Genomic DNA, 24,978 nt, shown 5'->3' on the forward strand with positions numbered 1-24,978 from the left:
CGTTATTACCAGCGAGTAGCACCGGTTCCGGAGCGGCTCTGTGACAGGTCACCAATCGAATTGCCGGATATTCACTCTCCTCGCAGAAGACCCGTCCACCTCGCTGTTGGAGGTTGCCCAAAGCAGTCGGCGACCACGGTGTGAGAGGTCCCAGCTACCACTCACTTCACCCACACACCCGCTGTGCGCGAATTACATTCGGCGCCACACCACTCCCCTGGAGACCGGAGGAAGACCATGCACGAGACCCGGCGCCGGGTGGTCCGCAACCACACCGACGAGATCCTCAACTACTTCGGCAAATGCAAATCCTGCGGCTACCCGGCACGCGCCGAGTCCTACCGCCGCGTCTACGACACCGGCGAGATCGAACGGCTGGTCATCGCCAGTTGCGGGCTGCCCTGCGGCTGGTCCGACCAGGTACCGCCGACGACGATGACCGGCCCCGCCGCGCGACCGGCCTGATACCGGGCAGTATCAGGGGGGACACCACCCGGTCCAGCCGCCGCCACGCCGTGCGGCACGATAGGGCGTATGGAACTGCGTATCTTCACCGAACCGCAGCAGGGTGCGGACTACACAACACTCCTGCGGGTGGCCCGGACCGCGGAGGAACTCGGCTTCGACGGTTTCTTCCGTTCCGACCACTACCTGCACATGGGATCGGTGGACGGCCTGCCCGGTCCGACCGATGCGTGGATCACCCTGGCCGGCCTGGCCCGGGAGACCAGCCGGCTCCGGCTCGGCACCCTCGTCACCGCGGCCACCTTCCGGCTGCCCGGCCCGCTGGCGATCCAGGTCGCGCAGGTCGATCAGATGTCGGGCGGCCGGGTGGAACTCGGACTCGGCACCGGATGGTTCGCCGAGGAGCATTCCGCGTACGGTATTCCCTTCCCGGACAACAAGTTCGATCGGCTCGAGGAACAACTCGCCGTGATCACGGGCCTATGGGAAACGGCGCTCGGCGAGACCTTCGATTTCACCGGCAAGTACTACGAACTCTCCCGTTCCCCGGCCCTGCCGAAACCGGTACAGCAACCCGTACCGGTCATCGTCGGCGGCCAGGGACCCAAACGTACGCCGCGGCTCGCGGCGCTGTACGCGAGCGAGTTCAATATTCCGTTCCTCTCGGCCGCCGAGAGCGCCGCCCAGTTCGACCGGGTGCGGACGGCGGTCGCCGCGAACGGGCGGGCCGCCGACAGCATGGTGTATTCCAATGCTCTCGTCGCCTGCGTGGGCACCAGCGAGGCGGAGATCGCCCGCCGGGCCGGCGCGATCGGCCGCGAGGTGGACGAACTGCGGACCAACGGGCTGGCCGGCTCCCCGGCGGAGGTCGTCGACAAGATCGGCCGGTACCGCGAGATCGGTACCGAACGGATCTATCTGCAGATACTGGATCTCGACGACCTCGAGCATCTGGCGCTCATCGCTAACGAGGTCGCCACCCAGCTCTGAGACCGCGGTGGGCGGAATCGGAAGGTTCCGCCCACCCGGGTGTGGTTGCGGGCCGGTCAGTAGGCGCCCGCGACTCCGTCGAGCAGATGTTCCAGGGTTTCGAAGGCCGGGATGTCGACCACATCGACGAGGTCGGGGGTTACCGGCACATCGTGCTCGGTGACCACCTCGTCGAACCGTGCGGCATCGCCGGTCCGGAAACCGTGTTCGGCGGCCAGCGCCTGCAGATCGGGCTCGTTGTGCAGCAAGGCCCCGACCTGTTCCCCTTCCGGGGTGAGCGGTACCACGGTATGGCGGGAAACCACCGTCGGCGACGGATACAGCAGAACCATATCGGGCCGCAACCGGCCCTCGATGGCCGCAGATACATACTGCGCCTCGTAGATCCAGGCCATCGGAGTCGGGCCCATACCCGCCGTGAGGTATTCCTCGAAGGGCCCCGCGCTCGAACCCTCCGTGTAGCCCTGCGCCAGGAACAGCCGCTGCAGGGTGGGCAGCACATGCTGTTCCGCCGTCGCCCCGCGCACCACCGCATGGTCGTTCACCACATAACTCGCCACCGCCAGATACATGGCCGCCGAATTCGAGGTCCGGGCGTCCGTCGTGCTGACCAGGATGTTCTTCGCGACCGGATAGGCCGTGTTCCCCGCCAATTCGTCCCATTGCACACCGCGCTGCACCATATCGATGTAGGCGGAGAAATCGAGTGTCGGTGTCGGTCCGTCGTATTTCACGGCGCCGGCGGCGTCGAGTAGTTCCACGATGGGAGCGAATGTGGCGATCGCCATCGGGGAATAGAACGGGGTGAACTGTGTCCGAACGCCGACCTCACGTTTCAGTTTCTCGGCCGCGGGCAGGCTGGACGGGAAGGCGAACGCCTGCCCGGCGAGGTCGACCGATGTGGAGATCTCCCGGGATCCGGCCGTTTTCACTCTGACCTCGAAGCCGTTGGCGGCGAATATCTGCGCGACGCGACGATCATCGAAGAACGCCGCCTTCTCCGACCCGACCACCCCGGACACCGTGGTGAGCGGGGCCCCCGAGACGGGCCCCGCCGCCTGCGGCTGCCCGGCCTCGGGCCGGCCGACCGCCCAGGCGGCCGCGCCCGCCGCCACCACGCCGGCCCCGGCCAGCACGAACAGACCGCGCCGATCGGTGGCCGCCGCGCGTACCCGGCCGGGCACACCGGGTGCGGCGGCGCCGGCGGCGACCTTCTCGGTCGGTGCCTGCGTCGCGATCACCTCGGTGGTCGCGATATCCTCGGCCGGATCGAGCTCCCGGCGTACCGCCCGTTCCACCAGGATGGGGACGAAATCCCGCACCGAACTGCCGGCGAACCGGTCATGCGCCGACTGCACCGCGGTACCCACCTCGGCGGCGGAACGGTCCCGGGCGTAGGCGTCCGCCAGCCGGTTCTCCAGCTCGCGTATCGCCTTCAGCTCCCGCGCCGCTTTGTCGTCGGGGGCCTTACCTTTCGGTGCGGTTTCGGTTGTCACGTACATCTCCTCGGCGCCGGATATCGAAAATCGAAACGACCCGCCGGGCCGATCCACAGCCGACAACCCTACCGCCACACCGTATTCGGGTACTCCCGTCAACGAGGAGCGCAGCCGATTCTCCGACCAGAATTCACCACCCATTTCCCGGCCGCTGGGCGGCGGTTTCCTCCAGGACCGCCATGGCGGCGTTGTGCCCGCCGATACCGCTCACTCCGCCGCCGCGGACGGTGCCGGCACCGCACCGGAAGATATTGGGATGCGCGGTCTCCACACCCCACCGCTCGGCCGGTGTTCCGGCTGGTTCGGTGCGGTAGGGAAAAGACAGATCACCGTGGAATATATGTCCGCCGGGCAGCCGCAGCGTTCGCTGCAGGTCGGCCGGGGTGGCGGTATCCAGGCACAACTCACCACCGGAATCCCGGGCGAGGCATTCGTGAAGGGGTTCGGCCAGGACCGCGTCGAGCTGGGCCAGAGTGGCCTCGACCGCGGCCTGCTTCGCCGTTTCCGGATCGGCCGCGAAAAGGCGGGCCGGCATATGGATCCCGAAAAGAGTGAGCGTGTGCCGCGCGTTCGAGGTCGCGGGGCCGACGATATCCGGGTCGGTGAGGGTGTGACAGTAGATCTCCGACGGTGGAGCCGACGGGATCTTTCCCGCGGCCGCTTCCCGATAGGCATGTTCGAGCCGGCTGTAGGACTCCGCGATATGAAAGGTGCCGGCGAAGGCGTCTCGCGGGTCCGTTCCGGTATCGCGCAGCCGCGGCAACCGGGTCAGGGCCATATTGATCTTCAGTTGGGCGCCTTCGGGCTCCGTACCCGCGGGTTCGTCCACTATGCGCGCCAGTTCCGCGGGTGCCGCGTTCACCAGGACATACCGGGCGTCGACGGTGGCCTGCCCAGTTCCGGTATCGGCCGCGAAGCGGATCTGCGCGGTCTTCCCGTCCGTGACCACACCGGTCACCTCCGCGCCCGTCACCAGTTCCGCTCCCGCTGAATGCCCGGCCGCGACCAGTGCGTCGGTCAGCGCGCCCATACCACCCACCGGCACGTCCCAATCACCGGTGCCCCCGCCGATCACGTGGTAGAGAAAGCATCGGTTCTGCGCGAGTGACGGATCGTGCGCATGGGTGAACGTGCCGATCAGCGCATCGGTGAACACCACCCCGCGGACCAGGTCGTCGGCGAAATAATGTTCGACCGTCTCCCCCAGCGGCCGCTCGAACAGCGCCTCCCAGTGCCGTGCACCGACCCGCTGCCGCAGTTCGTCACGCGTGGGCAGCGGGCCGGTGAGGGTCGGGAACACCGCCCGCGCGACCTCCCCGGTCATCGTGTAGAACCGCTGCCAGGCCTCGAACTCCCGGTCCGAGCCGGTGACCCGGGCGAAACTCTCCCGCGTCGCCGCCGGGGACCCGTTGTCCACCAGGAGCCCCGTCGATCCGGCGGGCGTATAGGACGAAATCCGTCGTTTGCGGGTCCGGAACCGTAGGCCGAGATCGCGCACGATCCGGTCCGGAAGCAAGCTGACCAGGTACGAATACCGGGACAACCGGATATCGACCCCGTCGAACAAACGTGCCGAAACGGCCGCGCCGCCGGGTACGGCCGCCTGCTCCAGCACCAGCACCGACTGCCCCGCACGCGCCAGATACGCGGCCGCCACCAGCCCGTTGTGCCCGCCGCCGACGATCACCACGTCGTACCGAGAGCGCATCACCATACGTTGTCGATACCACACTGTGGCGGCGGGCAGGCGCGGTCAGCCGAGCAACCCGCCGAGCAGGCCGCCGCTCTGGCCTGCCTCCTGGCCGCCGCCGGTACCGCCGAGCAAACCACCCGGCGGCAGTTCGGACGGCTGCACGATGACGAATCCGCGGCCGCCGAACGACAGGGTGATGCCCTCTCCGGTACTGCGGCCGATGAGCCGGCCCAGCCCGAACGAATCGTTACGTGTCACGCTGGTCTGCAGACTCGACGACCAGGCGATCGCCGCCTGCGGATCGGCGAAGGTCGGTTGATCGACGTTCAGGACGACCGGCGTCCCGTGACTGGTGATAGCGATCCGGCCGCGGCCGCTGAACACGCAGTTGAACAGGCCCGCGTTACTGGCGAACCCGGCGGCGCCCTGCACCCTCCGGATGTCGTAGCCCAGTGTCGGATCGAAGGCGAGCACATTCGAACCGTTGATGGTGAGCCCGTCGGTGCCGTCCAGATCGATGACGTGCACATCGGCGGCACCGTTGGCCACGAAGAGATCACCACGACCGGTGACCTTCATCAACGGCACCCCTTCACCGGTGACCCGCTGCTGGATGGCCCGGCCGATACCACCGGAACCGAGCGCCTGGAAACGCAGATCGCCCTGGTAGGCGACCATGGACCCGGAGCGGACCAGCGTTTCGCCGTTCACCCCGACCTTGATCATCTTGCCGCCCTGCTTCTGGATGCCGATACCGGAGACTTCGGCATGACGCGGGTCGAACAGCTCGCTGTGCATCGGCTGAGCTCCTTGCTGAGAAAAGTGTGCTGGATTGTGCTGCGGGGCGGGGGCGGGCGGAATCGGCGCCGCCGGATAGCCCGCGGCGGGCGGATACTGCTGCTGGGGTGGGTAGCCGGGCACCGGCTGGTGCCCGCCAGGGTAGGGCGCAGGTTGAGCGGGTGGATGTTGAGCGGGTGGATGTTGCGCGGGTGGATACGGCGCCGGCGGTACCGGCGGCGGGTAGCCTGCCGCGGGAGGCATATTCGGCGCCGGATTCGGCGGGGCCGGATACTGTTGCGCTACAACCTGATTGGCGACCATGGTCGGATCGTTTCGCGACGCCTGCGGCGGCTGCGACGCCTGGGGCGGCTGAACGGGTGCCGGCGGGACGGGGTCGTCGTCCACATTGACCCCGAAGTCGGTGGCGATTCCGGCAAGGCCGTTATCGTAGCCCTGACCGACCGCGCGCACTTTCCACGCGTCGCCGCGGCGGTAGATCTCCACACACACCACAGCGGTCTCGGTACTCAACCCCGTGACCGGGAAGGTCAGTGTGCCCTGCTGTCCGGTGATCGTCGCCGTCAACGAGCCCACCGCGCCGAAGGTCGGCGGGCCGCTGCCGTCCAGGCTCGCGGTCACCACCACCTTGTCGATATCGCCCGGCACCGCCGGCGTCTGCACATCGACGATGTCACCGGCGCCCTGTCCGTGCCGATAGGTGACACCGGGTCCGGCGGGCTGGTTGAAGAAGACGAAGTCGCCGTCCGACCGGACCTTGCCGTTCCCGGCGAGTAGCAGCGCCGAAACATCCACCGGCGCAGAGCATGTCACTGTGACGGTCAAACGGTCACCCGGCGCGGGCCGGTTCTCGCCCGGAGCGAGTGCGGTCACCTCATATCACCTCGACTCGACGTGCACCGGCACCCGCCGGTCTGCCGAGGTCCCCGGCGCCGGGCCGGGCACTCGTTCGATTTCTGATCCACATCGACGAGTCTGACCGATACTGCCCGCGCCGCGCCACCGCGACGGCGCGGGATACGGCAGCACCCACCTCCACCTGCGATGATTCGCGGGCGCATCCTCCGCATGGGATCGGAGCCCGGAAATCGGCGGACCCTGAGAATTTTCACAGCAACAGCACAGCCAACGACCAGGGCGCGGCGGCATGCTGGAAGAAGAGCGGAACTCGGCATCTGGGAGGAACCCATGGTGGACATCGAGATAACCGGCACTACTGTCACAGTGCACGTCCGTGGCACGCACCGGGTCCTGTCGCTGTGCGACCGGATCACCTTCGACCTGACGAATATCGTGGCCGCCGAAACGGCCGAAATAGATCGGCGCCCACCCTGGGTCCGTGCTCCGGGGGTCTTCTTCCCCGGCGCGATCGCCGCCGGGACCTTCCGCGGGAAGGGCCGCAAAGAGTTCTGGGACACCCTGTTCGGTGGTAAGGCGGTGCGTATCGAACTCCGCGGCACCGATTACACCCGGCTCGTGGTCGACGTCGAGGACCCCGCGGCTGTTCTGCTTTCCCTGCGCTCGGCCGCCGCTGCCTGACCCGCGGCCGCTACACCGCCGATCGGCCTCCTTCGCCGCGGAGGCCGATCGGCGGATCACCGGCATATCGCCGGGCTCCCGGGGATCGGTCCGCGAGCCGGGTAGGGTTCCGGTCGGCCGCGACCGTCCAGACGTCGCGCTCCGCTCGAAGACCAACCGGCACCCGGCTCGATCGATTCGGTGTCCGGTCCGTGCCCTGCTGTCGCCGATAACGCGGAGGAAGATATGACCGATTTCACCGGGAAAGTCGCCCTGGTCACCGGTGCGGGTTCGGGTATCGGGAAGGCGACGGCGCTGCGGCTGGCCGCGGCGGGTGCGAAGGTCGTACTGGGTGATATCGATCTCGCGGCGGCGCGCCAGGTCGCCCAGCAGATCAGCGAGGCCGGCGGTACGGCCGCCGCCCTCGCGCAGGACACCGCGAGACTCGCCGACCACGAAGCGGCGGTGAATTTCGCGGTCGAGAACTACGGTGCCCTGCACCTCGCGGTGAACAATGCCGGGATCGGCGTGAGCCCCGGACCCATCGGGGAATTGGATCCCGATAAGTGGCGGCTGCTCATGTCGATCAATTGCGACGGCGTGGTGTACGGGATGAAATACCAGATTCCCGCGATGCTCGCCGCCGGACCGCAAAATTGCGCCATCGTGAACATGTCGTCGGTACACGGCAATGTCGCCACCGACGCACCCGGTTCGGCGTACACATCGTCCAAACACGCGGTCCTGGGGATGACCAAGACGGCGGCCGTCGAATACGGGCCCACCGGCCTGCGGATCAATGCCGTCCAGCCCGGCGTCATCGCGACCCCGCTGACCGAGATGCCCGCCGAAGCCAGGCAGTTCCTGGAGAACAAACACCCGCTCGGGCGGTTCGGGACGGCCGACGAGGTCGCCGCGGTGGTCACCTTCCTGCTCTCCGAGGACGCTTCGTTCGTCACCGGCGCGGGCTACCTCGTCGACGGCGGTTATACGGCGCTGTGACAGCCGCGCTATTCGCCGGCGGTATCCGGCTCCGGTTTGGGCTGGCGGGTGGCCATCCGCAGGACCGGCTCCACCACGCGTGCCGCGACCGGACCGATAACGGCCATCAGCAGGACATAGGTCGTCGCCAATGCCGCGAATTCGTCCGGTACGGCACCTGCCGATACGGCCAGCCCGGCGATAACGATGGAGAACTCACCACGTGCCACGAGGGCCGCGCCGGTGCGGGCACGACCCATCCGCGAGGCGCCGGCATGCGCGGCGGCCCACCATCCGGTGGCTACCTTCGTCACAGTGGTGAGCACCGCCAGCAGCACCGCCCACGCGAGCACCGGCGGGATACTACGTGGGTCGGTCGTCAAACCGAACAGCACGAAGAACATGGCCGCGAACAGGTCCCGCAGCGGTTCCAGGATTTTGGTGGCGCTGTGCGCCGTGGCACCGGAGATCGCGATACCGAGAAGGAACGCCCCGACCGCGGCCGAAACCTGGAGCGTGGACGCGACCCCGGCCACCAGGAGCGCGGAGCCGAGCAACTTCAACAGGAAGATCTCGTTATCCTCGCTCGACACGATCGCGGAGACGTACTTTCCGTACCGGAACGCCACCACGAGCACGGCGGTCACCGCCAGCAGCGCGATACCCAGCGCTTCCAGGCCCGCCACGAATCCCAATCCCGACAGCACGGCTGTCAGCACCGGCAGATACGCGGCCATCGCCAGATCCTCGAACACCAGGATCGACAGGATCACCGGTGTCTCCCGGTTGCCGAGCCGGCCGAGATCGTTCAGAACTTTCGCGATGATCCCGGAGGAGGAGATATACGTGACACCGGCCATCGCCAGCGCGCCCGTGGGACCCAGCCCGAGCATCAGCGCCACGATCACGCCGGGTGTCGCATTGAGCACCAGGTCGAGCAGGCCTGCCATCCAGGATCTCTTCATCCCGGTGAACAGTTCTGCCGCGCTGTATTCGAGGCCGAGGAGCAGCAACAGCAGTACTACCCCGATCTCGCTGGCGAGTGTGATGAACTCACCCATCTCGTGTAATTGGAGGAAACCTCCTTCCCCGAACACGAGTCCGCCCACCAGATAGAGGGGTATGGGGGACATTCCGATCCGGGCCGCGATGCGTCCGAGCACTCCGAGCCCGAAGAACACCGCCCCCAGCTGGATCAAAGCCAGCGTGTCCGCATGCATTGCCTTGGTATCAGCCGTCTTTCAGGATATCGGCGGCGCTGTCGAGACCTTCCGAGGTTCCCACCACGATGAGCACATCGCCACCGGTGAACACAAAATCCGGTCCGGGCGCCGGCATGGCCTGCCCCGCACGCATAACCGCCACGATGGACGCCTTGGTCCGGGTCCGCATCCGGGTCTCGCCCAGGGTTCGCCCGTCGTAGGGAGAGTTCTCACTGACCGGCAGCTGCCGGGTGTTCACCCCGGCCATATCCCGGTGGTCGTTGCGCAGCTGACCGACCAGCTGCGGTGCACCCAGCAGATTTGCCAGCGTGCCCGCTTCGGCTTCACTCATCGGAATCTGCGTGGTGGCGTCGGGATCGCCGATCTTGGTGAAGATCAGGTCGATCGTCCCGTCCTTGTGATCGACGACCCCGATCCGCCGGCGCACAGCGGTGAGTGGAAAATCCTTGCGTACGCCTATTCCCGGCAAGGGTGTCACTTCGACGTTCACGATGTCACCTTAACTCGACTTCCAGCGCGGGCCGACAGGCCCGCACACACTAGCGCTACCCAGCGCACGCCGGCCCCGAAACGCCCGGGCCACGACCGGAGGCCGGGGCCCGGCGACGACGGCGAGCGTGCTACCGCTGGGCCTGTTCGGCGGCGATCACCACATGCCGCATGAGCAGCGCGGTGGTCACCGGGCCGACCCCACCGGGTACGGGGGTCAGCCCGCCCGCGATGCCCCCGACCGAATCCGGATCGACATCGCCGACGATCTTGCCGTCGGCCGATTCGTTCGTACCGACATCGATCACAACTGCCCCGGGACGCAGGTTCGCGCCGGTCACCAGCCCGATCCGGCCGGCCGCGGCGACCACGATATCGGCGGTCGCGGTCACCGCGGGCAGGTCGACGGTGCGGGAATGGCAGATGGTGACCGTCGCGTTCTCCGCCAGCAACAGCTGCGCGAGCGGTTTGCCGACGACGTTGGAGCGTCCGACGACGGCCACATGCCGCCCCTCGAGCGCGATATCGTGATGCTTCAGCAACTCCACCACGGCTTCCGCCGTGGCCGGTGCGAATCCGGCCGAACCCGCGGTGAGCAGGCCGAGCGACAGTGGGCTCACCCCATCCACATCCTTGGTGGCGGCGATGGCCGGAGATACCTCGTCCAGGGTCACACCGGCGGGCAGCGGTGTCTGCAGCATGATCGCGTCGGTATCGCGGTCCGCACTCCGCACCGAAAGTTCGGTCCGCAACGTATCAGCCGAGGCGTCGGCACCCAGATCCACTGTGTCACAATCGATTCCGCGATTCGCCGCCGATTTCTTCAGCGAGTTGACGTACCAGGCACTGGCCGGATCGTCATTGGCGACGACCAGCGCCAGGCGCGGCGCCCGGCCCACCCGCTCGGTGAGCGCCTTCGCTCGTGCGGTCGTATCCGCGTTGAGGGCGGCGGCGAGATCTTTCCCGGTGAGCGATGCGGTATCCACGGGCATTCACCCTAGACCCGCGCCGGCATCGGGCCCGCGAGGGCGTCGCCGGATTCGGGGCATGTCACGAATCGGCCAGCCGTAAATCCCGTATTCGGACCACACCCGGCTCTAGGGTGGGGTGCCATATGCCGCAATCCGTCAGCTCCGACCCGATCACCTACGAGAACCAACTCCACGTGTGGAAAGGTGTCGCCGTAGTGCACATTCGCAGAGGTCTGCAATATCTGGTGGCGATCAGCGCAGCCGCCGTCGTCTCTGTCGCCGGTTTCATCGGCTCACCCGCTCAGGCCACAACTCCCGAAACGAACGCCCTCTACAACTCCGCCCAGCGTCATTTCACCGACGGCGACTCGGCCGCCGGACGCGCCGATCTCCGAGAACTCATCGGCCGCGATCCGGCCGACGCCCAGGCGCTCTCCCTGCAGGCGATCTGGTCGAATTACGATAACGATATCCCCGCCCGGGACGACGCCATGGGACGCTTGCGCGTCGTCGACCCGGGTTTGGCCGCGGGGACCGACGGGGTCTTCCGTGCGATCGGCGCGGGTGTCGCCACCCTGCCCAACCCACTTCCCGCGCTGGTCGGGCCGCAGACCGGCATCGTGGTCTTCGGTTTCGGCCTGCTGCCCGACGGCACCCCGCGTCCCGAACTGGTCGACCGGCTGACGGCCGCCTGGCTGCAGGCGATCGCCTCCCCGGCCTCACCGATCGTGGTCAGCGGAAACAATCCCAGTAACGGCATCACCGAAGCCGAGGCGATGCGCAACTGGCTGGTGGGCCGCGGAATCCCGGCGAGCCGTATATATGTGGAGAACCGGGCCGGATCCACGGTGGCGAACGCGCTGTACAGCGCGGAGATTCTGCACGATATAGGCGCCACGTCGGCGGTGGCCGTAACCTCCCCGAACCATATCCGCCGGGCGGTGACGGATCTCTATATCGCCGGTATCCCGGTGGTGGGCGCCACGACCTCGCTGGACCAGCTGGTATCCCAGCTGCCGCCCCCCGACCGAGCGGCCCAGTACAGCATCTACCTGGATGCCACGCGGACCTTCCAGCTTCCCGTCACCCGCTGATCCGGTATTCCCGGACGGCGAGAATCAGCCGGACGCGACGGCCGCCCGGATCCGGGCGGCCGCTTCCTCCGGCACGATATCGGCGACGAAGGCTCCCATCGCCGCTTCGGAGCCGGCCAGATATTTGATCTTGTCGGCACCGCGCCGGATCGAGGTCAGCTGCAGGTGCAGGCGCACGGCGTCGCGTCCGGTGTGCACAGGCGCCTGGTGCCAGGCCGCGATATACGGCGTCGGATCGTCGTAGAGGCTGTCGATGCCGCGGAGCAATCGCTGGTAGAGAGTGACCAACTCATCGCGTTCCGCGTCGTTCGTCGCCGCGAGATCCGGAATATGGCGGTGCGGGAGCAGATGTACCTCGATCGGCCAGCGTGCCGCGAACGGTACGAACGCGGTCCAGTTCTCGCCGGCCAGCACCACCCGGCCACCCGCACGTTCGGTTTCGAGGATGCGCTGGAACAGATCCGGGCCGAGCCGGTGCACGGATTCGAGAACGCGGGTGGTCCGCGGTGTCACATATGGGTAGGCGTAGATCTGGCCGTGCGGATGCGGCAGGGTGACACCGATCGCCTTCCCGCGATTCTCGAACACGAACACCTGCTCGATACCCGGCAGCGCCGACAGTACGGCGGTGCGGTCGGCCCAGGCCTCGACGACGGTGCGGGCGCGGCTCGGCGTGAGATCACCGAACGCCCCCTCGTGTTCCGGGCTGAAGCAGACCACTTCACAGCGCCCGACCGCCACCCGTTCCCGCTCCAGCCCGAGATCGGTGATATCTGCGAGCCCGCCCGGCGCGGGCGGTTCGCCCGTGACGTCGCCGGGCAGCGCGGGACCGAAGGACGGGGACCGGTTCTCGAATACCGCTACGTCGTACAGGTCCGGTATCTCCGAGGGATTGTCCGGCGTCTGCGGTGCCAGCGGATCGCGATCGGCGGGCGGTAGCACCACCCGGCCCTGCCGGGCTGCGGCAATGGAGATCCACTCCCCCGTGAGCACATCCTGGCGCATCGCCGCGGTCGGCGGCCGGGGTTCCAGGCGACGGGTGTCGATCCGGCGTTCGGGACCGAGCCGGGTATCGGCGTCGTCGTAGTAGATGAGTTCCCGGCCGTCGGCCAGGGTGGCGCTGCGCTTCACGATGCGGGTCGGCACACCTTCACGATAGCCAGCCCGACGGGCCCGGCTGCCCATCCGCGCGACCGGCGGGTCCGGTGCTCGCGATCCACTGCGGCGATCGCCGTCCCGGCCGCACCGGCCCCTGGCACCGGCGGAACGGCTCACGCGCCTGGGTGTCCGGGACCGCCGCGGACTGTCACCGGCCGTCGTCCCGCGCAATGAGCTCCGCGCGCTCGCCGCGCACTATCGTCCGAGGGAGAAGCGTCGCGGATGCGGCAGTATGGGGTTTGTGGACCAATCGGCGGTATCGGTGGATGTCGTGGCGTTGCGGTTCTGGGCCGACGACGCCGCGGCCACGTTCGGCATCGCGGCCCGCGGCCACGAACCGTTCACGGGGCAGGTAGCGCTCCCGGGCGTCCTGCTCGGCCGGGGGGAACGTCTGGCCGATGCCGCGATCCGCGCGGTACACACGAAACTCGGCGTTCCGGCGGCCGCCATCGGACCGGTCGGGCAGCTCGTGACATTCGACGAACCGAATCGGGACCCGCGCGGGCCGACACTGTCCATCGTCATGTGGGCAGTGACCGAACCGCACGGAGGGCCCGCGCAGTGGGTCTCCTTCGACGAACCACCGGCACTCGCGTTCGACCACAACAGCATCGTGGCGGCGGCCCGCGGGCTGCTGTCGGGGTTGCTGTGGAAGGACCTCACCCTCACCCGCTCCCTGCTGGGCACTCGGTTCCCGGCGACCCGGGCGGTCGACCTGACCGCGTCCCTGCTGGGCACCCGGCCGGACGCGGCGAATCTCAACCGCACTCTCGCCGGAATCCCCGGATTGGAGAAAACCGACCAGCGGCGCCGTACCAAGGCCACCGGCCGCCCGGCCGCGGTATGGGCATTCACCGAGGACGGGTAGCCGGACCGGGACCGCCGCCGATCCCGGTCAGCCCGGCGCCATACAGCTGAGATACTCCCACTCCTCCCGCGACCGGTCACGGGCCCGGTCCAGCTCCCGGACTTGCTCGTACGAGCGACTGCCGACGATGAGCCGCCGGGGCGGATGCGGCAGCGCCACCAGTTCCATGATCGTCGCGACGGCCGTGGCCGGATCCGGTCCGGCGTCGTCGCCCCATATCTCGGCCAGCTCGGCGCGCAGCGGGTCGTACGGGGGGAACGGGTCGGTCGCGGTGGTGCCGAGGCTGAAGAGCCCGGTGTCGTATCCACCCATTTGCAGATTGGTGATGTCGATCCCGAAACTCTCGACCTCCATGGCCAGCGCCTCGCCGAACGATTCCAACGCCGCCTTTCCCGCCCCGTAGAAACCGACGGAGGCCATCCCGCCTCCGCTTCCCATCGAGGTCACCTGCAGAATCCGGCCACCCCCCTGCGCCCGCAGCCGGGGAACCACCGCTTGCGAAACCCACACCGCGCCGAAGAAATTCACATCGAAGTGGGCGCGGATCTGTTCCTCGGTCGCTTCTTCCGCCATCCCGTACAGCATCCCGCCCGCATTGTTGACGACGATATCGACCCGGCCGAACGCACCGAAGGCTCGCTCGGCACCGTCGAATACGGCGCGGCGATCGGATATGTCGAGGGAGAACCGGACCAGGCTGTGCGGGTATGCGGCCACCAGATCATCGAGCGGCGCGATATTGCGCGCAACCGCCACCACCCTGTCGCCCGCGGCGAGAGCCGCCTCGGCGAAAGCCCGGCCGAGACCTCGCGAAGCACCGGTGATGAACCAGACTCGTGCGGTCGTCACAGATACCCACCTCCTTAAGTAAGACGAACCGTCTCGGTTCGTTCACTCGAGTATGCGCACCCTCGGAGTCGATGTCAAACGAACCGTTGCGTCTCGCCCACTGGTAGGCTGCGCCCATGAGCACTGCCCAGAACCGGGAGCGACCCCGGCGCAGCGAGCGCTCCCGCCAGGCGATCCTCGCGGCAACCAGGGAGCTGATCTCCGAATCCGGGTACGCAAAGGTCTCCATCGAGGCGATCGCCGCACGCGCAGGTGTCGGCAAACAGACGATCTATCGGTGGTGGCCGTCCAAAGGCTCGGTGATTTTCGATTCCTTTCTGGCGCTCAGCGAATCCGGCGACGGGACGGGAATCGAACTACCGGATACCGGTGATCTCGAGGCCGATCTGAAACTCGTCCTGCGGGCAACTGCCGCGGAATTCGCCGATCCGGATTTCGAGCGGCCGATCCGGGCACTCAACACCGAACTGATCCACGACCCGGACCTCGCCGAACAGTACCGGGACAAGCTCGCCCGACCCGTCGACGATGCCAAGAAAGCCCGCCTGCGCAGCGCGCAGCAGGCGGGCCAGCTCGCCGCCGACGCCGACCTCGACCTCGTGCTCGAGGTGCTCTACGCACCACTGTTCCAGCGGTGGTTGCTCCGCACCGGCCCGCTCACCGCCGAATATGCCGATTCGCTGGTCGATATCACCCTGCGCGCCTTTCGTCCCTGACGCGCCGCAGGATCCTCGCCGCGCGCGGCGCCGCGCCGAGCGATCAATTCCAGTGCGCCGGGGCGGAGCACCCGACACACTGGGCCCATGCCCGATTTCGATCTCGAGGCCGTCACCAGGCAACTCCGGGACGCCGGATGCGTGTTCGCCGAAGACGAGGCGCGGTTACTGGTGGACGCCGCCGGTTCACCGGCCGAACTAGCCGGTCTGATCGCTCGACGAGTCGCCGGGACCCCACTCGAGTATGTGCTCGGGTGGGCCGAATTCAACGGGCTGCGGGTGCGGGTGCGTCCGGGGGTGTTCGTCCCGCGACGGCGTTCGGCGCTGCTGGTGGCGGAGGCGGCCGCGCTGGCCCGCGGAAACCCGCCGCATACGGTGGTGGATCTGTGCTGCGGTTCGGGGGCACTCGGGCTGGCCCTGATCGACGAACTGGCCACCGGATCCGATCCGCTTCCGGATCTGTTCGCCGCCGATATCGACCCGGTCGCGGTCGATTGCGCCCGCGAGAATCTCGCGGATATCGGCGGGCGGGTCTACCAGGGCGATCTGTTCGACGCACTACCGCGCGAGATCCGCGGGCAGGTCGATCTCCTGCTGGCGAATACGCCGTACGTACCGTCGGAGTACATCGCACGGATGCCGCCGGAGGCCCGCGACCACGAACCGTCCACCGCGCTCGACGGCGGACCCGACGGGCTGGACCTCGCCCGCCGGACCGCCACGGCCGCGCCCGCCTGGCTCGCACCCGGCGGCAGTCTGCTGATCGAGATCGGCGTCGATCAGATACCTTCCGCCACCGCCGTGCTCACCGAGTGCGGATTCAGCGTGCGGATCGCCGACTCCCCGGAGCTCGGCGCCACGGTGGCCGTCGGCACGCTCCCGCCCGCTACTTCCGGCCGGTGAACTGATCCATCGAGTGGTAGACGCCGACGGTGTTGAGGAACAGATCGCGGAGTTTGAGCGGCAGCACACCGGACAGGGCCTTGTTGAGGCGTGAGGTCCACGGCATGATCACCACGGGGGTGCCCCGCTTCATCTCCGTCCAGGATGTCTCGACCACCTTGTGCTGGTCGAGGATCGGCGTGAGCCAGAACCCCTTGGCGCCCTCGAACATTCCGGTATTGATGTAGGTCGGGCAGACCGTGGTCACCTTGACGTGGTCGTGGCCGGCCTGCCCCAGTTCGATCCGCACCGAATCCGACCAGCCCAGGGCAGCCCATTTCGACGCGGCATAGACACTCATCCGCGGGTTGTGCACCAGACCGGCCGACGAGGCGATGGTGAGCACCCGGGCCTGGCCGGTACCGGCGACCATGGCGGGCAGGAACTCCAGGGTCACGTACATCGGCGCCAGAGCATTGATCGACATCGTCTTGTCGATATCGTCGCGGTCCTTCGTTTCCCAGAAGTAGGTGTTACCGCGCACGATTCCGGCGTTGTTCACCAGCACATCGATATCGCCCACATCCACCCGTACCGAATCGGCGGCACCCGCCACCGCCGTCCGGTCGGACACATCGACCGTATATGTGTGCACGGTCCCCCCGGCCGCGCGGAGTTCGGCCGCGGTATCGCGCAGTCCGGTCTCGTTGATATCCCAGAGCACCACCGCGGTGGCGCCCTCGCGCACCGCCCGTTCGGCGAACAGTTTGCCCAGGCCCATGGCGGCACCGGTGATCAGTACCTTCTTACCGGCCACCGTGGCGAGTTTCATCGATTCGGATCCTTTGTCGTCGGAGAACAGTAGAACAGTGGCCTATTTCTGGCGCAGCGTCTTCATGACCCGGAAGTACAGGGTCATGGTTTTCGCCCACATGGCCTCCGACATCCCCGGCAGCGGCGCGATCGGCAGCATCCGCTGGACCGCGATGGTCTGGGTGTCGACGTACTTCAGCAGGCCCTCGGGGCCGTGCCGGCGACCTGTTCCGGATATTCCCACACCGCCGGACGGGGCGTCCGCGCTCCCCCACGCGGCGATGAAACCCTCGTTGACATTCACCGACCCGGCGTTGATCCGGGCAGCGAACTCGCGGCCCCGCGCCGCGCTGCGGGACCAGACACTGGCGTTGAGCCCGTACGGGGTGTCGTTGGCCTGGGTCACCGCCTCGTCGTCGCTGGCGACCTTGTAGACCGATACGACCGGCCCGAAGGTCTCCTCCCGGTGCACCGTCATCTCGGCGGTGACATCGGTGAGCACGGTGGGTTCGTAGAAATAGGGGCCGAGGTCGGGCCGGTGGGTGCCACCGGCCAGGACGGTGGCGCCCTTCGCCACGGCATCGTCGACATGCGCCCGCACGGTGTCGAGCTGGCGCCGGAAGGTCAGCGAACCCATATCGGTGGAGTAGTCGAGCGGGGAGCCCAGCTTCAACGCCCGCACCGCCGGAACGAATTCACCGATGAACCGGTCGTAGACCTTCTCGTGGACGTAGATCCGCTCCATCGATTCGCACAGCTGCCCGGCCGAGGCGAAACTTGCCCGCACAGCAGTCTTGGCCGCGGCGACCGGATCGGCATCCGAGAGCACCAGCAGCGGATTCTTACCGCCCAGTTCGAGCGAACAGCCGATCAGCCGCTCCCCCGCCTGCCGTCCGATGGTGCGGCCGGTAGCACTGGAGCCGGTGTAGTCGACATAGTCGGCACGGTCGATGACATCGCCGCCGATCACCGATCCACGGCCGAGCACGATCTGCCACAGATCCGCCGGCAGCCCGGCCCGGACAGCGACGTCCACCGCCCACAGCGCCGTGAGCGCGGTCTGGTTGTCGGGCCGCCCCACCACCGCGTTACCGGCCACCAGAGCGGGCAGCGCATCCGAAACCGCCAGCGCGAGCGGATAATTCCACGGCGAGATCACCGCGACAACCCCTTTGGGGCGCTGCCGCACCTGGACATCCGTCAGCACCGGAAGCACACCGCGCGGATTGCGGTGGGCCAGCAGCCTGGGTGCGGTGGCGGCGTAATACCGGGAATTGACCGCGACGTCACCGACCTCGTCGAACGCGTGTGCGCGGGATTTCCCGGTTTCCGCCTGCACGATATCGAGGATGGTGTCCTGTTCGGCCAGCACCAGATCGTGGAAGCGGCGCAGCACCGCGGCGCGCTGCCGAACCGGAACCCGGGCCCATTCCCGCTGGGCCGCGCGGGCGCGATCGAACGCGGCCTCGATATCGGCGACCGAGGACTGCGGAAGTTCGGCGATCGGCTCGCCGGTGGCCGGCGCGACGACCGGGACAGCCGGAGCCCCACCGGCCGCGGCGCGGGCGAGCAGCCGTTCGACCAGGTCCGGAGTCAGTGCACCGGTGGCGGCGGGACGCTGGGCAGCGGTGGTCATCGTCGACATTCTCCTGGGGCGAGTACCCGCCGCGGTGGCGAAACGCGGCGGGGATGATTAATTGAACAGTGGTGTTAATGTAATGCTCGTGCGGTGTGGAGTGTCAAGGGGCCCGTTGCGCGCAACAGCCCCGAACCGGTGGTGGCTGTGGAATCTCACAGCACCGCCGGGAGTCCCGTCGTGAGTACCCGACCAGCCGACCGGGCGGACGGCCCCGAGACACGACCGGCCGGACCGGTGAACCGGCCACTTCCCGCGGCACCCACCGGCGGCGGGGCCCGGCGGGGCCGCCCGCCGCAGACCCGCGAACAGGCCGAACAGGTCCGTGCCCGGATCGTCGACGCGACCGCCGAGGTCTTCACCCGCTCCGGTTCACGCGGCCTGAGCGTGGCGCAGATCATCGACCAGGCGGGACTGTCCCGGCCCACCTTCTACCGTTACTTCGCCAACGCGACCGAACCGCTCAACCTGCTGCTGGACGTATCGAACACGGAACTGGTCGGTGGGATAGCGGCGGCACTCGAGGCGACCGGGGAGGGCGTGGAGCTGGGCATCCGGCTGATCGATGCCTACCTGGACTGGGCTCGCGGGCACGGGCCGATGCTGCGGCCGCTGTTCGCCGAACTGCACGATCCGGCCTCGCCGGTTTCGGCGTACCGCAATACCGCCCTCGACGGCATCCGCGCGATCGTCCGGAGTAAATTCACCGAACTCGGCCGTGCGGTTCCCGGACCGGTGGACCTCGACGCCGCGCTGTACGTCTGCGAATACGTCGTCTACCGGATCTCGGCCGTTGCCGCACCGGGCACCCAGCCGGACCCCGATACGGTGGCCGCGGCCCGGCTCACGATGATCCGGGTCGTGCTGGCCACCCTGGGAAACACCGCGGATATGCAATACGCCATGGGGCTTCCCGGATTGTTCCCCACCGCACCGGACGAAGTCAGGTAGTCGGGCACACCGTTCATCGGCCGGCGCATCACCCGGGCAGTGTCGTAGGCGCCTCAGTCGGGTCGATCGGCGTGGTCGAGGCTGAGCCCGCTGGCGCGCAGGACGTGGCGGTCGATGGCGGCCCGGATGGCCTCCTCGCTACCCAGAATGCGCACATGCCGCCGCGCCCGGGTGATCGCGGTGTACAGCAGTTCGCGAGTCAGCAGGCTCGAACCCGGTTCCGGGAGCACGATGGTCACCGCGTCGTACTGGCTGCCCTGACTGCGGTGGATGGTCATCGCGAAAACCGTGACCACCGACGGGAATTGGGTGGGATGCACGAGCAACGGCTCCTCGCCACGCTGCAGCGCTACCCGCAGCGACCCGTCCGGCCGGCGCAGGACGACGCCGGTATCGCCGTTGTAGATCCGGGCCTCGTGGTCGTTCGCCGTCACCAGCAGCGGCTGGCCGGGATACCACGTACCGGCCCGGCTTTCCGGGCCGGCGCCCGCCGCGGCAGCCCATTCGGCTGCCGTCCGGTCCCATTGCTCCACCCCGTACGGGCCGCGGCGATGCGCGCAGAGCAGTCGATGCGATTCGAAAGCGGCCAGGGCCCCGGCGGCATCACCCGCGTTCGCCGCGGCGGTGACCCGCTGCGCGGTGGATACGACATCGGCCCGGACGGCGGCGATTTCGTCCGGGCCGAGCAACTGCAGCATATCGCCCCCGGACCGCAGCAGGTCCAGCGCGGCCTCGGTATCGCCCGCCCGGACGGCGACGGCCAGATCGGCGATCCGGCCACCGAACCGCCGCCCCCGGGTGAGCCGGACGATACCGCCGCGCAGGCGGTTTCGTTCCAGGTCGGTGAGTGCTTCGGACTCCGCGGCCGCCGATGCCCCGGCGGTCTCGAGCCGGCCGGCGAATCCCGGGTCGGCGGCCAGTATCTCCTCGAAGACCGGGGCGGCGGCTCCCGGAAACGGCGAGGCGACCAGATCCGCGAGAACCGCACCCGCATCGACAGAGGCGAGCTGATCCGGATCGCCGGCCAGAACCAGCCGGGTGTCCGGGCGCAGGGCGGCGAGCAGCCGGCTCATCATGGTCAGCGAGACCATCGAGGTCTCGTCCACGACGACCACATCGTAGGGCAGGCGATTGTGTTCGTGATAGCGGAACCGTGTGGTCCGGCCGCGCTGCCAGCCCAGCAGGCGGTGCAGCGTCGCCGCGGAGAGCTCCGGCAGGCCGAGCGGGCCCGCCTGATCGCGGACGGCCTCCTGGAGCCGGGCCGCTGCCTTGCCGGTGGGCGCGGCCAGCGCGATCCGCAGTGGTGCGGTACCGGCCCCCGGCCCGGTCCCGGCCGCCCCGTGCGCCGACAGCAGCGCGAGAATCCGGGCGATGGTATGGGTTTTTCCGGTTCCGGGGCCACCGGCGACGACAGTGGTCCAGTGGGTCGCGGCCAGCGCGGCGGCGAGACGCTGGCGGTCGAGGGTATCGCCGGCCGGGCCGAAGAGCCGATCCAGTTCGCGGCACACCACGGCGGGGTCGGCGGGCGGATGACCGGCCGCGCGGGCGGTGAGCACCCGGCGGATGGTCTGCTCCTGCCGGTAGTAGCGGTCCAGATAGAGGAGCGGGCCGGTATCCGGCCGGGCCGGCTCGGTGAGCCGCAACGGGCACAGGGGTCCCGCCGGGCCACCACATACCAGCGGGCTGTCCCGGAGCGCGTCGATGACCGCTTGTTCCTCGGGCCAGGGCAGCTCCGAAAGGTCGACCTGATCGACGCGTTCGTCGTCGGCATCCACACCGATCTCCCGCATCCCGGTCAGATCCAGGCATACCGAACCCGAGCGCACGGCACGAACCGCCAGCGCCGCGGCGAACAGCACCGTATCCCGGGTCTCCCCGGCGAGCCGGCCCAGCCGTTCGGCCACATGGACATCCGCGGCCGAGAGCACCCCGGCCTCGTTGAACTCGCGCAGTATCCCGTTGCCGCGCAGCGCGACCCGGATCGGTATCACGACGACACACCTCCGGCCAGCAGTTCCGACAGTCCGGTGATCAACGCGGGCGGCGGGGTCCAATCGAACACTCCGGCACCTTCCGGAGTCTCGGGACCGATCATGCCGCGAACGAACAGGTAGCGGATACCGCCGAGATGCGCGGCGGGGTCGTAGCCGGGTAACCGCCAGCGCAGATACCGATGCAGCGCCACCGAATACAGCAGGGCCTGCAACGGGTAATGCGACCGGATCATTTCGGCGGCCATCCGGTCTCGCGTGTAGTGGGCGACGGTGAGGTCGCCGGTGCCCAGCCGGTTGGTTTTGTAATCCACCACGACGAAATGACCGTCGGGGGTGCGCAGTACCGCATCGATACTGCCGGTGAGGTAGCCGCGCAACGGCGTATCGTCGAGCGTGCCGAGTTCGTCGGCGTAGGCGTGGAAGATATCGCCGGGCTCCAGGTGGGTACGCACGAGTGCGGCGATCCGGTGCAGTGTGGCCGATGCGCCGGCCGGGGAGTCACCGCCGGCCAGTGGGAGCTCGAATTCCAGTTCGCACAAACGGTTCCGGTCCGCGATATCGGCGAGTGCGCCGAACCCGATCGGGGTGCGCAGCACCGCGAGCAATGCGTCCGCCAGTATGTCCGGATCGGCATCGGAGAGCATATCGCTAACGGTTTCGCCGCAGCGGGCGCGGACCTCGGCGGCCAGATCGGCGGTATCGGTACCCACCCGTTCCAGCACGGCATGTACCAGGGTCCCGAATTCCGCGCCGTAGGGAAGATCGTTCATCAGGGACGCGGCACCGGGCTCGGGCTCGGGCTCGGCCACCGGGGCGGGTACCTCCGGTTCGTCACCCGGACCGATCGGATCCTCCGGCTCGGTATCCGGGGCCGCGTGATGCGCCGCGGCGGTGAGTGCCGAATAGGAGGTGCGCCGCCAGTGATCGTCCAGCTCCCGGTCGAAGGTGGCCACGGCGAGCTCGCCCCCCGGCGCACCGGTACGCGGCCGGTATACCGGGATCTCCGCGCCGGGATCGGCCGCCGTCACCGAAAGGGCATCGTCGGCCGCCGCGGCCCAGGCCCGCACCCGGTCCACCACGGCGGCGTCCCCGTCGACCGGGGCACGCGATTTCGGTTGTGCCGCATCGGGAACCCGGCCGAAAAGCAGCCGGTGCAGCGGAGCGACCGCGGTCCCGAACGACGGCGCCCACCAGGCCACCACCTGACAACAGGCCCTGGTCAGCGCCACGTAGCACAGCCGCAGTTCTTCACCGGCGGATTCGCTGTCCGCACGTTCCTTACGGGCGGAGTACCCCGGCGCGTCGGGACCGCCGATATCGAGTACGCGTACGCCGTTCTCGTGCATCAGCAGTGTGGCGGGCTTGGGGTCGGCCGAACTGTCCCACGCGAACGGCAGGTACACCACCGGGAACTCGAGTCCTTTGCTGGCGTGCACCGTAGCGAGCTGCACCGCCGCGATATCGCGATCCAGCCGCCGGCTCCGCCCGGCCACCGACCCCGAAGCGGGATCCCGGACCCGGTCGGCGAACCACCTGGTCAAAGCCGTCAGACCCAACCCCTCCGCGGCCGAGATATCGTCCAGGATCTGGGCGAGATGACGGATATCGGTGAGCAGTCGCTCCCCGTGGCCGGCCGCCAGCAGCCGGGGCACCAGCTGGGTGGAAGCGGCGATCTCCTCGAATACGGCGGCGAATCCCGCGCGGGCGAACAGGCGCGCCGCCTCCCGTAGCTCGGCGCTCACCCGGCCCACCAGATCCGCTCCCCCGGTATCCATCTCGGTACTCGTGTACCCGAATATCGGTGTGAGCGCGGCCAACCGCACACGATCCGCGCGATGTGGCTGTTCGAGCGCGGCCAGCACCCACAACCAGTCGGTGGCGGTCGGTGTAGCGAAAATACTGCTACCGCTGGTCAAGACAACCGGGACACCGGCGCGTTCGAGAGCCTCGCGGACCACTTCCAGCTGAGTGTGGGTGCGGACGAGCACCGCTATATCCCCGGGCCCCAGCGCACGCCCGGCGTCCGTATCGGCCGCCGCCACTCCGGCCCCGTCCGGCCCCGGCCGACGACCCGTCATCTCGGTGATGACGGTTCCCGATTCGAGCAGGGCGACGATATCGGCCGCCAGATCCGCCGCGACCCGAGCACGCTGCCGATGGATGTTCGGGAAACCGGATACGCCCCGCGGCCCGGCTCCGGTCCGCGGCAGGCACCGCAACCGCAGCGGGGTGGTCAGTTCGGCGGGGCCACGCAACCGGGTCCACGGCTGGGTGGCGGTGACAGCGGGCACCACGATCTCGTCATGGCCGAGCGCCGCCCCGCCGAGCAGATGCTCCAGCGCCCGCAGCAACCCGGCATCGCTGCGCCGGTTGGTGGTGAGTTCCCGCCGGGCGGTCGCGTGGCCCACGGCGTCCAGATAGCTGAGCACCTCGGCACCGCGAAACGCGTAGATCGCCTGTTTGGGATCGCCCACGAGCACGAGCGTGTTGTGGCCGTGGAACGCGCGATACAGGATCTCCCACTGCAGCGGATCGGTGTCCTGGAATTCGTCGACGAGCACCACCGGATACCGATCGCGGATGCGGCGGCACGCGGCCGGCCCGCGCACCGGGTCGGCGAGGATATCGCGCAGCAGTACCAGCAGATCATCGAAATCCCGGAGGCCCGAAAGCCTTTTGCGGCGTTCGGTTTCCGCGCGCACCGCCTCCGCGAACGCGACTCGCTGCGCCGAGACCTCGTCGGTATCGGGGGCGAGCCGCGCCTGCCGGTCGCGCACCGCGGCCGCCGCGAACCGATGAGCCTGTTTCACCGTGAACGGCGCCGCGGTGCGCGCGTAGCGGCCGAGATACAGATCGTCGATCACCGCGCGGGTGATATCGTCGGCCTCCTCCACCAGCCGGACGCCGGGGTCCAGATCGCCGGCGAGTCCCAGTTCGCCGAGCATGCGCTGGCAGAAACTGTGCGTGGTGGCGATAACACCGGCATCGAAATCCGATAGCGCGGTGAGCAAGCGGGCGCGCCGGGCCCGCACCTCATCGGGTTCGGCGGCGGCCAGATGACGGATCAATTCGTCGGACGCGGTACGCGCCGCCGGCGGGTCGGCGAGGGCCGCGGCGACGGCGACGAACCGATCGCGGGTGCGCTCGCGCAACTCCTGGGTCGCGGCACGACTGAATGTCACCAGCAGCAGCCGGGATATCGCGATCCCGGCCTCGGCGACATAGCGGACCGCCAGACCGACGATCGCATAGGTTTTGCCGGTGCCCGCGCTGGCTTCCAGCACGGTGGTCCCCATCGGCAGGTCGTCGCACAGGGCGAAGGTATTCCCTGCGGCCGGCGGGGAGGTAGCGCTCGCTGTCATCGGCCCCGCCTTTCGTGGCTGCCGACCC

The 24,978-nt window shown here is 68.4% G+C and carries 21 protein-coding genes; 9 read left to right on the forward strand and 12 right to left on the reverse strand.

The window, feature by feature from the left end:
- The first annotated feature begins 237 nt into the window (after nucleotides 1-237).
- Both ABZ827_RS07040 and ABZ827_RS07045 read left to right on the forward strand, forming a co-directional pair.
- Nucleotides 238-465, forward strand: coding sequence for a hypothetical protein (locus ABZ827_RS07040; protein ID WP_357233631.1), 228 nt, complete (start codon nucleotides 238-240; stop codon nucleotides 463-465).
- 69 nt (nucleotides 466-534) lie between these two features.
- Nucleotides 535-1,455: an LLM class F420-dependent oxidoreductase gene (locus ABZ827_RS07045; RefSeq protein ID WP_357233633.1), complete on the forward strand. Its 921-nt coding sequence runs from the start codon at nucleotides 535-537 to the stop codon at nucleotides 1,453-1,455.
- Between the two features lie 56 nt (nucleotides 1,456-1,511).
- Here ABZ827_RS07045 and ABZ827_RS07050 read toward each other — a convergent pair whose 3' ends face one another.
- The 3 genes from ABZ827_RS07050 to ABZ827_RS07060 all read right to left on the reverse strand — a co-directional run bounded on the left by ABZ827_RS07050 (nucleotide 1,512) and on the right by ABZ827_RS07060 (nucleotide 6,318).
- Nucleotides 1,512-2,951, reverse strand: coding sequence for a three-helix bundle dimerization domain-containing protein (locus tag ABZ827_RS07050; RefSeq protein WP_357233635.1), 1,440 nt, complete (start codon nucleotides 2,949-2,951; stop codon nucleotides 1,512-1,514).
- A gap of 133 nt (nucleotides 2,952-3,084) precedes the next feature.
- A complete protein-coding gene (locus tag ABZ827_RS07055) occupies nucleotides 3,085-4,668 on the reverse strand; it encodes an NAD(P)/FAD-dependent oxidoreductase (RefSeq protein WP_357233637.1) in 1,584 nt (527 codons plus the stop codon).
- Between the two features lie 39 nt (nucleotides 4,669-4,707).
- Nucleotides 4,708-6,318, reverse strand: a complete 1,611-nt coding sequence (locus tag ABZ827_RS07060; RefSeq protein WP_357233639.1) for an AIM24 family protein — start codon at nucleotides 6,316-6,318, stop codon at nucleotides 4,708-4,710.
- Nucleotides 6,319-6,633: 315 nt separating this feature from the next.
- Here ABZ827_RS07060 and ABZ827_RS07065 point away from each other — a divergent pair, with 315 nt between their 5' ends.
- Both ABZ827_RS07065 and ABZ827_RS07070 read left to right on the forward strand, forming a co-directional pair.
- Nucleotides 6,634-6,984: a hypothetical protein gene (locus tag ABZ827_RS07065; protein WP_357233641.1), complete on the forward strand. Its 351-nt coding sequence runs from the start codon at nucleotides 6,634-6,636 to the stop codon at nucleotides 6,982-6,984.
- 225 nt (nucleotides 6,985-7,209) lie between these two features.
- Nucleotides 7,210-7,965: a glucose 1-dehydrogenase gene (locus ABZ827_RS07070; RefSeq protein WP_357233643.1), complete on the forward strand. Its 756-nt coding sequence runs from the start codon at nucleotides 7,210-7,212 to the stop codon at nucleotides 7,963-7,965.
- A gap of 8 nt (nucleotides 7,966-7,973) precedes the next feature.
- On the opposite strand, the gene ABZ827_RS07075 is transcribed toward ABZ827_RS07070, so the two are convergent.
- The 3 genes from ABZ827_RS07075 to ABZ827_RS07085 all read right to left on the reverse strand — a co-directional run bounded on the left by ABZ827_RS07075 (nucleotide 7,974) and on the right by ABZ827_RS07085 (nucleotide 10,642).
- On the reverse strand, nucleotides 7,974-9,164 hold the full coding sequence (locus ABZ827_RS07075) for a cation:proton antiporter (protein ID WP_357233645.1): 1,191 nt from the start codon (nucleotides 9,162-9,164) through the stop codon (nucleotides 7,974-7,976).
- Between the two features lie 10 nt (nucleotides 9,165-9,174).
- Nucleotides 9,175-9,657 (reverse strand): TrkA C-terminal domain-containing protein, encoded by a 483-nt coding sequence (locus tag ABZ827_RS07080; protein WP_357233647.1) that lies wholly within the window; start codon nucleotides 9,655-9,657, stop codon nucleotides 9,175-9,177.
- A 130-nt stretch (nucleotides 9,658-9,787) separates the two neighbouring features.
- On the reverse strand, nucleotides 9,788-10,642 hold the full coding sequence (locus ABZ827_RS07085; protein WP_357233649.1) for a bifunctional 5,10-methylenetetrahydrofolate dehydrogenase/5,10-methenyltetrahydrofolate cyclohydrolase: 855 nt from the start codon (nucleotides 10,640-10,642) through the stop codon (nucleotides 9,788-9,790).
- Between the two features lie 128 nt (nucleotides 10,643-10,770).
- On the opposite strand from ABZ827_RS07085, the gene ABZ827_RS07090 reads away from it, so the two are divergent.
- A complete protein-coding gene (locus ABZ827_RS07090; protein ID WP_357233651.1) occupies nucleotides 10,771-11,721 on the forward strand; it encodes a YdcF family protein in 951 nt (316 codons plus the stop codon).
- 24 nt (nucleotides 11,722-11,745) lie between these two features.
- Here the strand turns inward: ABZ827_RS07090 and galT are convergent, their stop codons facing one another.
- On the reverse strand, nucleotides 11,746-12,867 hold the full coding sequence (gene galT, locus ABZ827_RS07095) for a galactose-1-phosphate uridylyltransferase (protein WP_357233653.1): 1,122 nt from the start codon (nucleotides 12,865-12,867) through the stop codon (nucleotides 11,746-11,748).
- A 253-nt stretch (nucleotides 12,868-13,120) separates the two neighbouring features.
- On the opposite strand from galT, the gene ABZ827_RS07100 reads away from it, so the two are divergent.
- Nucleotides 13,121-13,747 (forward strand): NUDIX hydrolase, encoded by a 627-nt coding sequence (locus tag ABZ827_RS07100; protein ID WP_357234577.1) that lies wholly within the window; start codon nucleotides 13,121-13,123, stop codon nucleotides 13,745-13,747.
- Between the two features lie 27 nt (nucleotides 13,748-13,774).
- Here the strand turns inward: ABZ827_RS07100 and ABZ827_RS07105 are convergent, their stop codons facing one another.
- The gene (locus tag ABZ827_RS07105) at nucleotides 13,775-14,596 is read right to left on the reverse strand and encodes an SDR family NAD(P)-dependent oxidoreductase (RefSeq protein WP_357233655.1); all 822 of its coding nucleotides are present in this window, start codon (nucleotides 14,594-14,596) and stop codon (nucleotides 13,775-13,777) included.
- Between the two features lie 116 nt (nucleotides 14,597-14,712).
- Here ABZ827_RS07105 and ABZ827_RS07110 point away from each other — a divergent pair, with 116 nt between their 5' ends.
- A complete protein-coding gene (locus ABZ827_RS07110) occupies nucleotides 14,713-15,312 on the forward strand; it encodes a TetR/AcrR family transcriptional regulator (protein ID WP_357233657.1) in 600 nt (199 codons plus the stop codon).
- An 87-nt stretch (nucleotides 15,313-15,399) separates the two neighbouring features.
- Nucleotides 15,400-16,215: a putative protein N(5)-glutamine methyltransferase gene (locus ABZ827_RS07115; protein ID WP_357233659.1), complete on the forward strand. Its 816-nt coding sequence runs from the start codon at nucleotides 15,400-15,402 to the stop codon at nucleotides 16,213-16,215.
- On the opposite strand, the gene ABZ827_RS07120 is transcribed toward ABZ827_RS07115, so the two are convergent.
- Both ABZ827_RS07120 and ABZ827_RS07125 read right to left on the reverse strand, forming a co-directional pair.
- Nucleotides 16,199-17,026, reverse strand: a complete 828-nt coding sequence (locus ABZ827_RS07120; RefSeq protein ID WP_357233661.1) for an SDR family oxidoreductase — start codon at nucleotides 17,024-17,026, stop codon at nucleotides 16,199-16,201. The two genes, ABZ827_RS07115 and ABZ827_RS07120, sit on opposite strands and share 17 nt — an antisense overlap.
- Nucleotides 17,027-17,068: 42 nt before the next feature.
- Nucleotides 17,069-18,643: a succinic semialdehyde dehydrogenase gene (locus ABZ827_RS07125; RefSeq protein ID WP_357233663.1), complete on the reverse strand. Its 1,575-nt coding sequence runs from the start codon at nucleotides 18,641-18,643 to the stop codon at nucleotides 17,069-17,071.
- Between the two features lie 180 nt (nucleotides 18,644-18,823).
- Between ABZ827_RS07125 and ABZ827_RS07130 the strand changes: the two genes are divergently transcribed.
- Nucleotides 18,824-19,594: a TetR/AcrR family transcriptional regulator gene (locus tag ABZ827_RS07130; RefSeq protein ID WP_357233664.1), complete on the forward strand. Its 771-nt coding sequence runs from the start codon at nucleotides 18,824-18,826 to the stop codon at nucleotides 19,592-19,594.
- A 53-nt stretch (nucleotides 19,595-19,647) separates the two neighbouring features.
- On the opposite strand, the gene recD is transcribed toward ABZ827_RS07130, so the two are convergent.
- The gene (recD, locus tag ABZ827_RS07135) at nucleotides 19,648-21,585 is read right to left on the reverse strand and encodes an exodeoxyribonuclease V subunit alpha (RefSeq protein WP_357233666.1); all 1,938 of its coding nucleotides are present in this window, start codon (nucleotides 21,583-21,585) and stop codon (nucleotides 19,648-19,650) included.
- On the reverse strand, nucleotides 21,582-24,950 hold the full coding sequence (locus ABZ827_RS07140) for a UvrD-helicase domain-containing protein (RefSeq protein ID WP_357233668.1): 3,369 nt from the start codon (nucleotides 24,948-24,950) through the stop codon (nucleotides 21,582-21,584). The genes recD and ABZ827_RS07140 overlap by 4 nt, the downstream gene beginning before the upstream one ends.
- Between the last annotated feature and the right edge of the window lie 28 nt (nucleotides 24,951-24,978).

Origin of the sequence: Nocardia sp. NPDC019395, assembly GCF_040632335.1 — a bacterium.
Taxonomy (GTDB): Bacteria; Actinomycetota; Actinomycetes; order Mycobacteriales; family Mycobacteriaceae; genus Nocardia.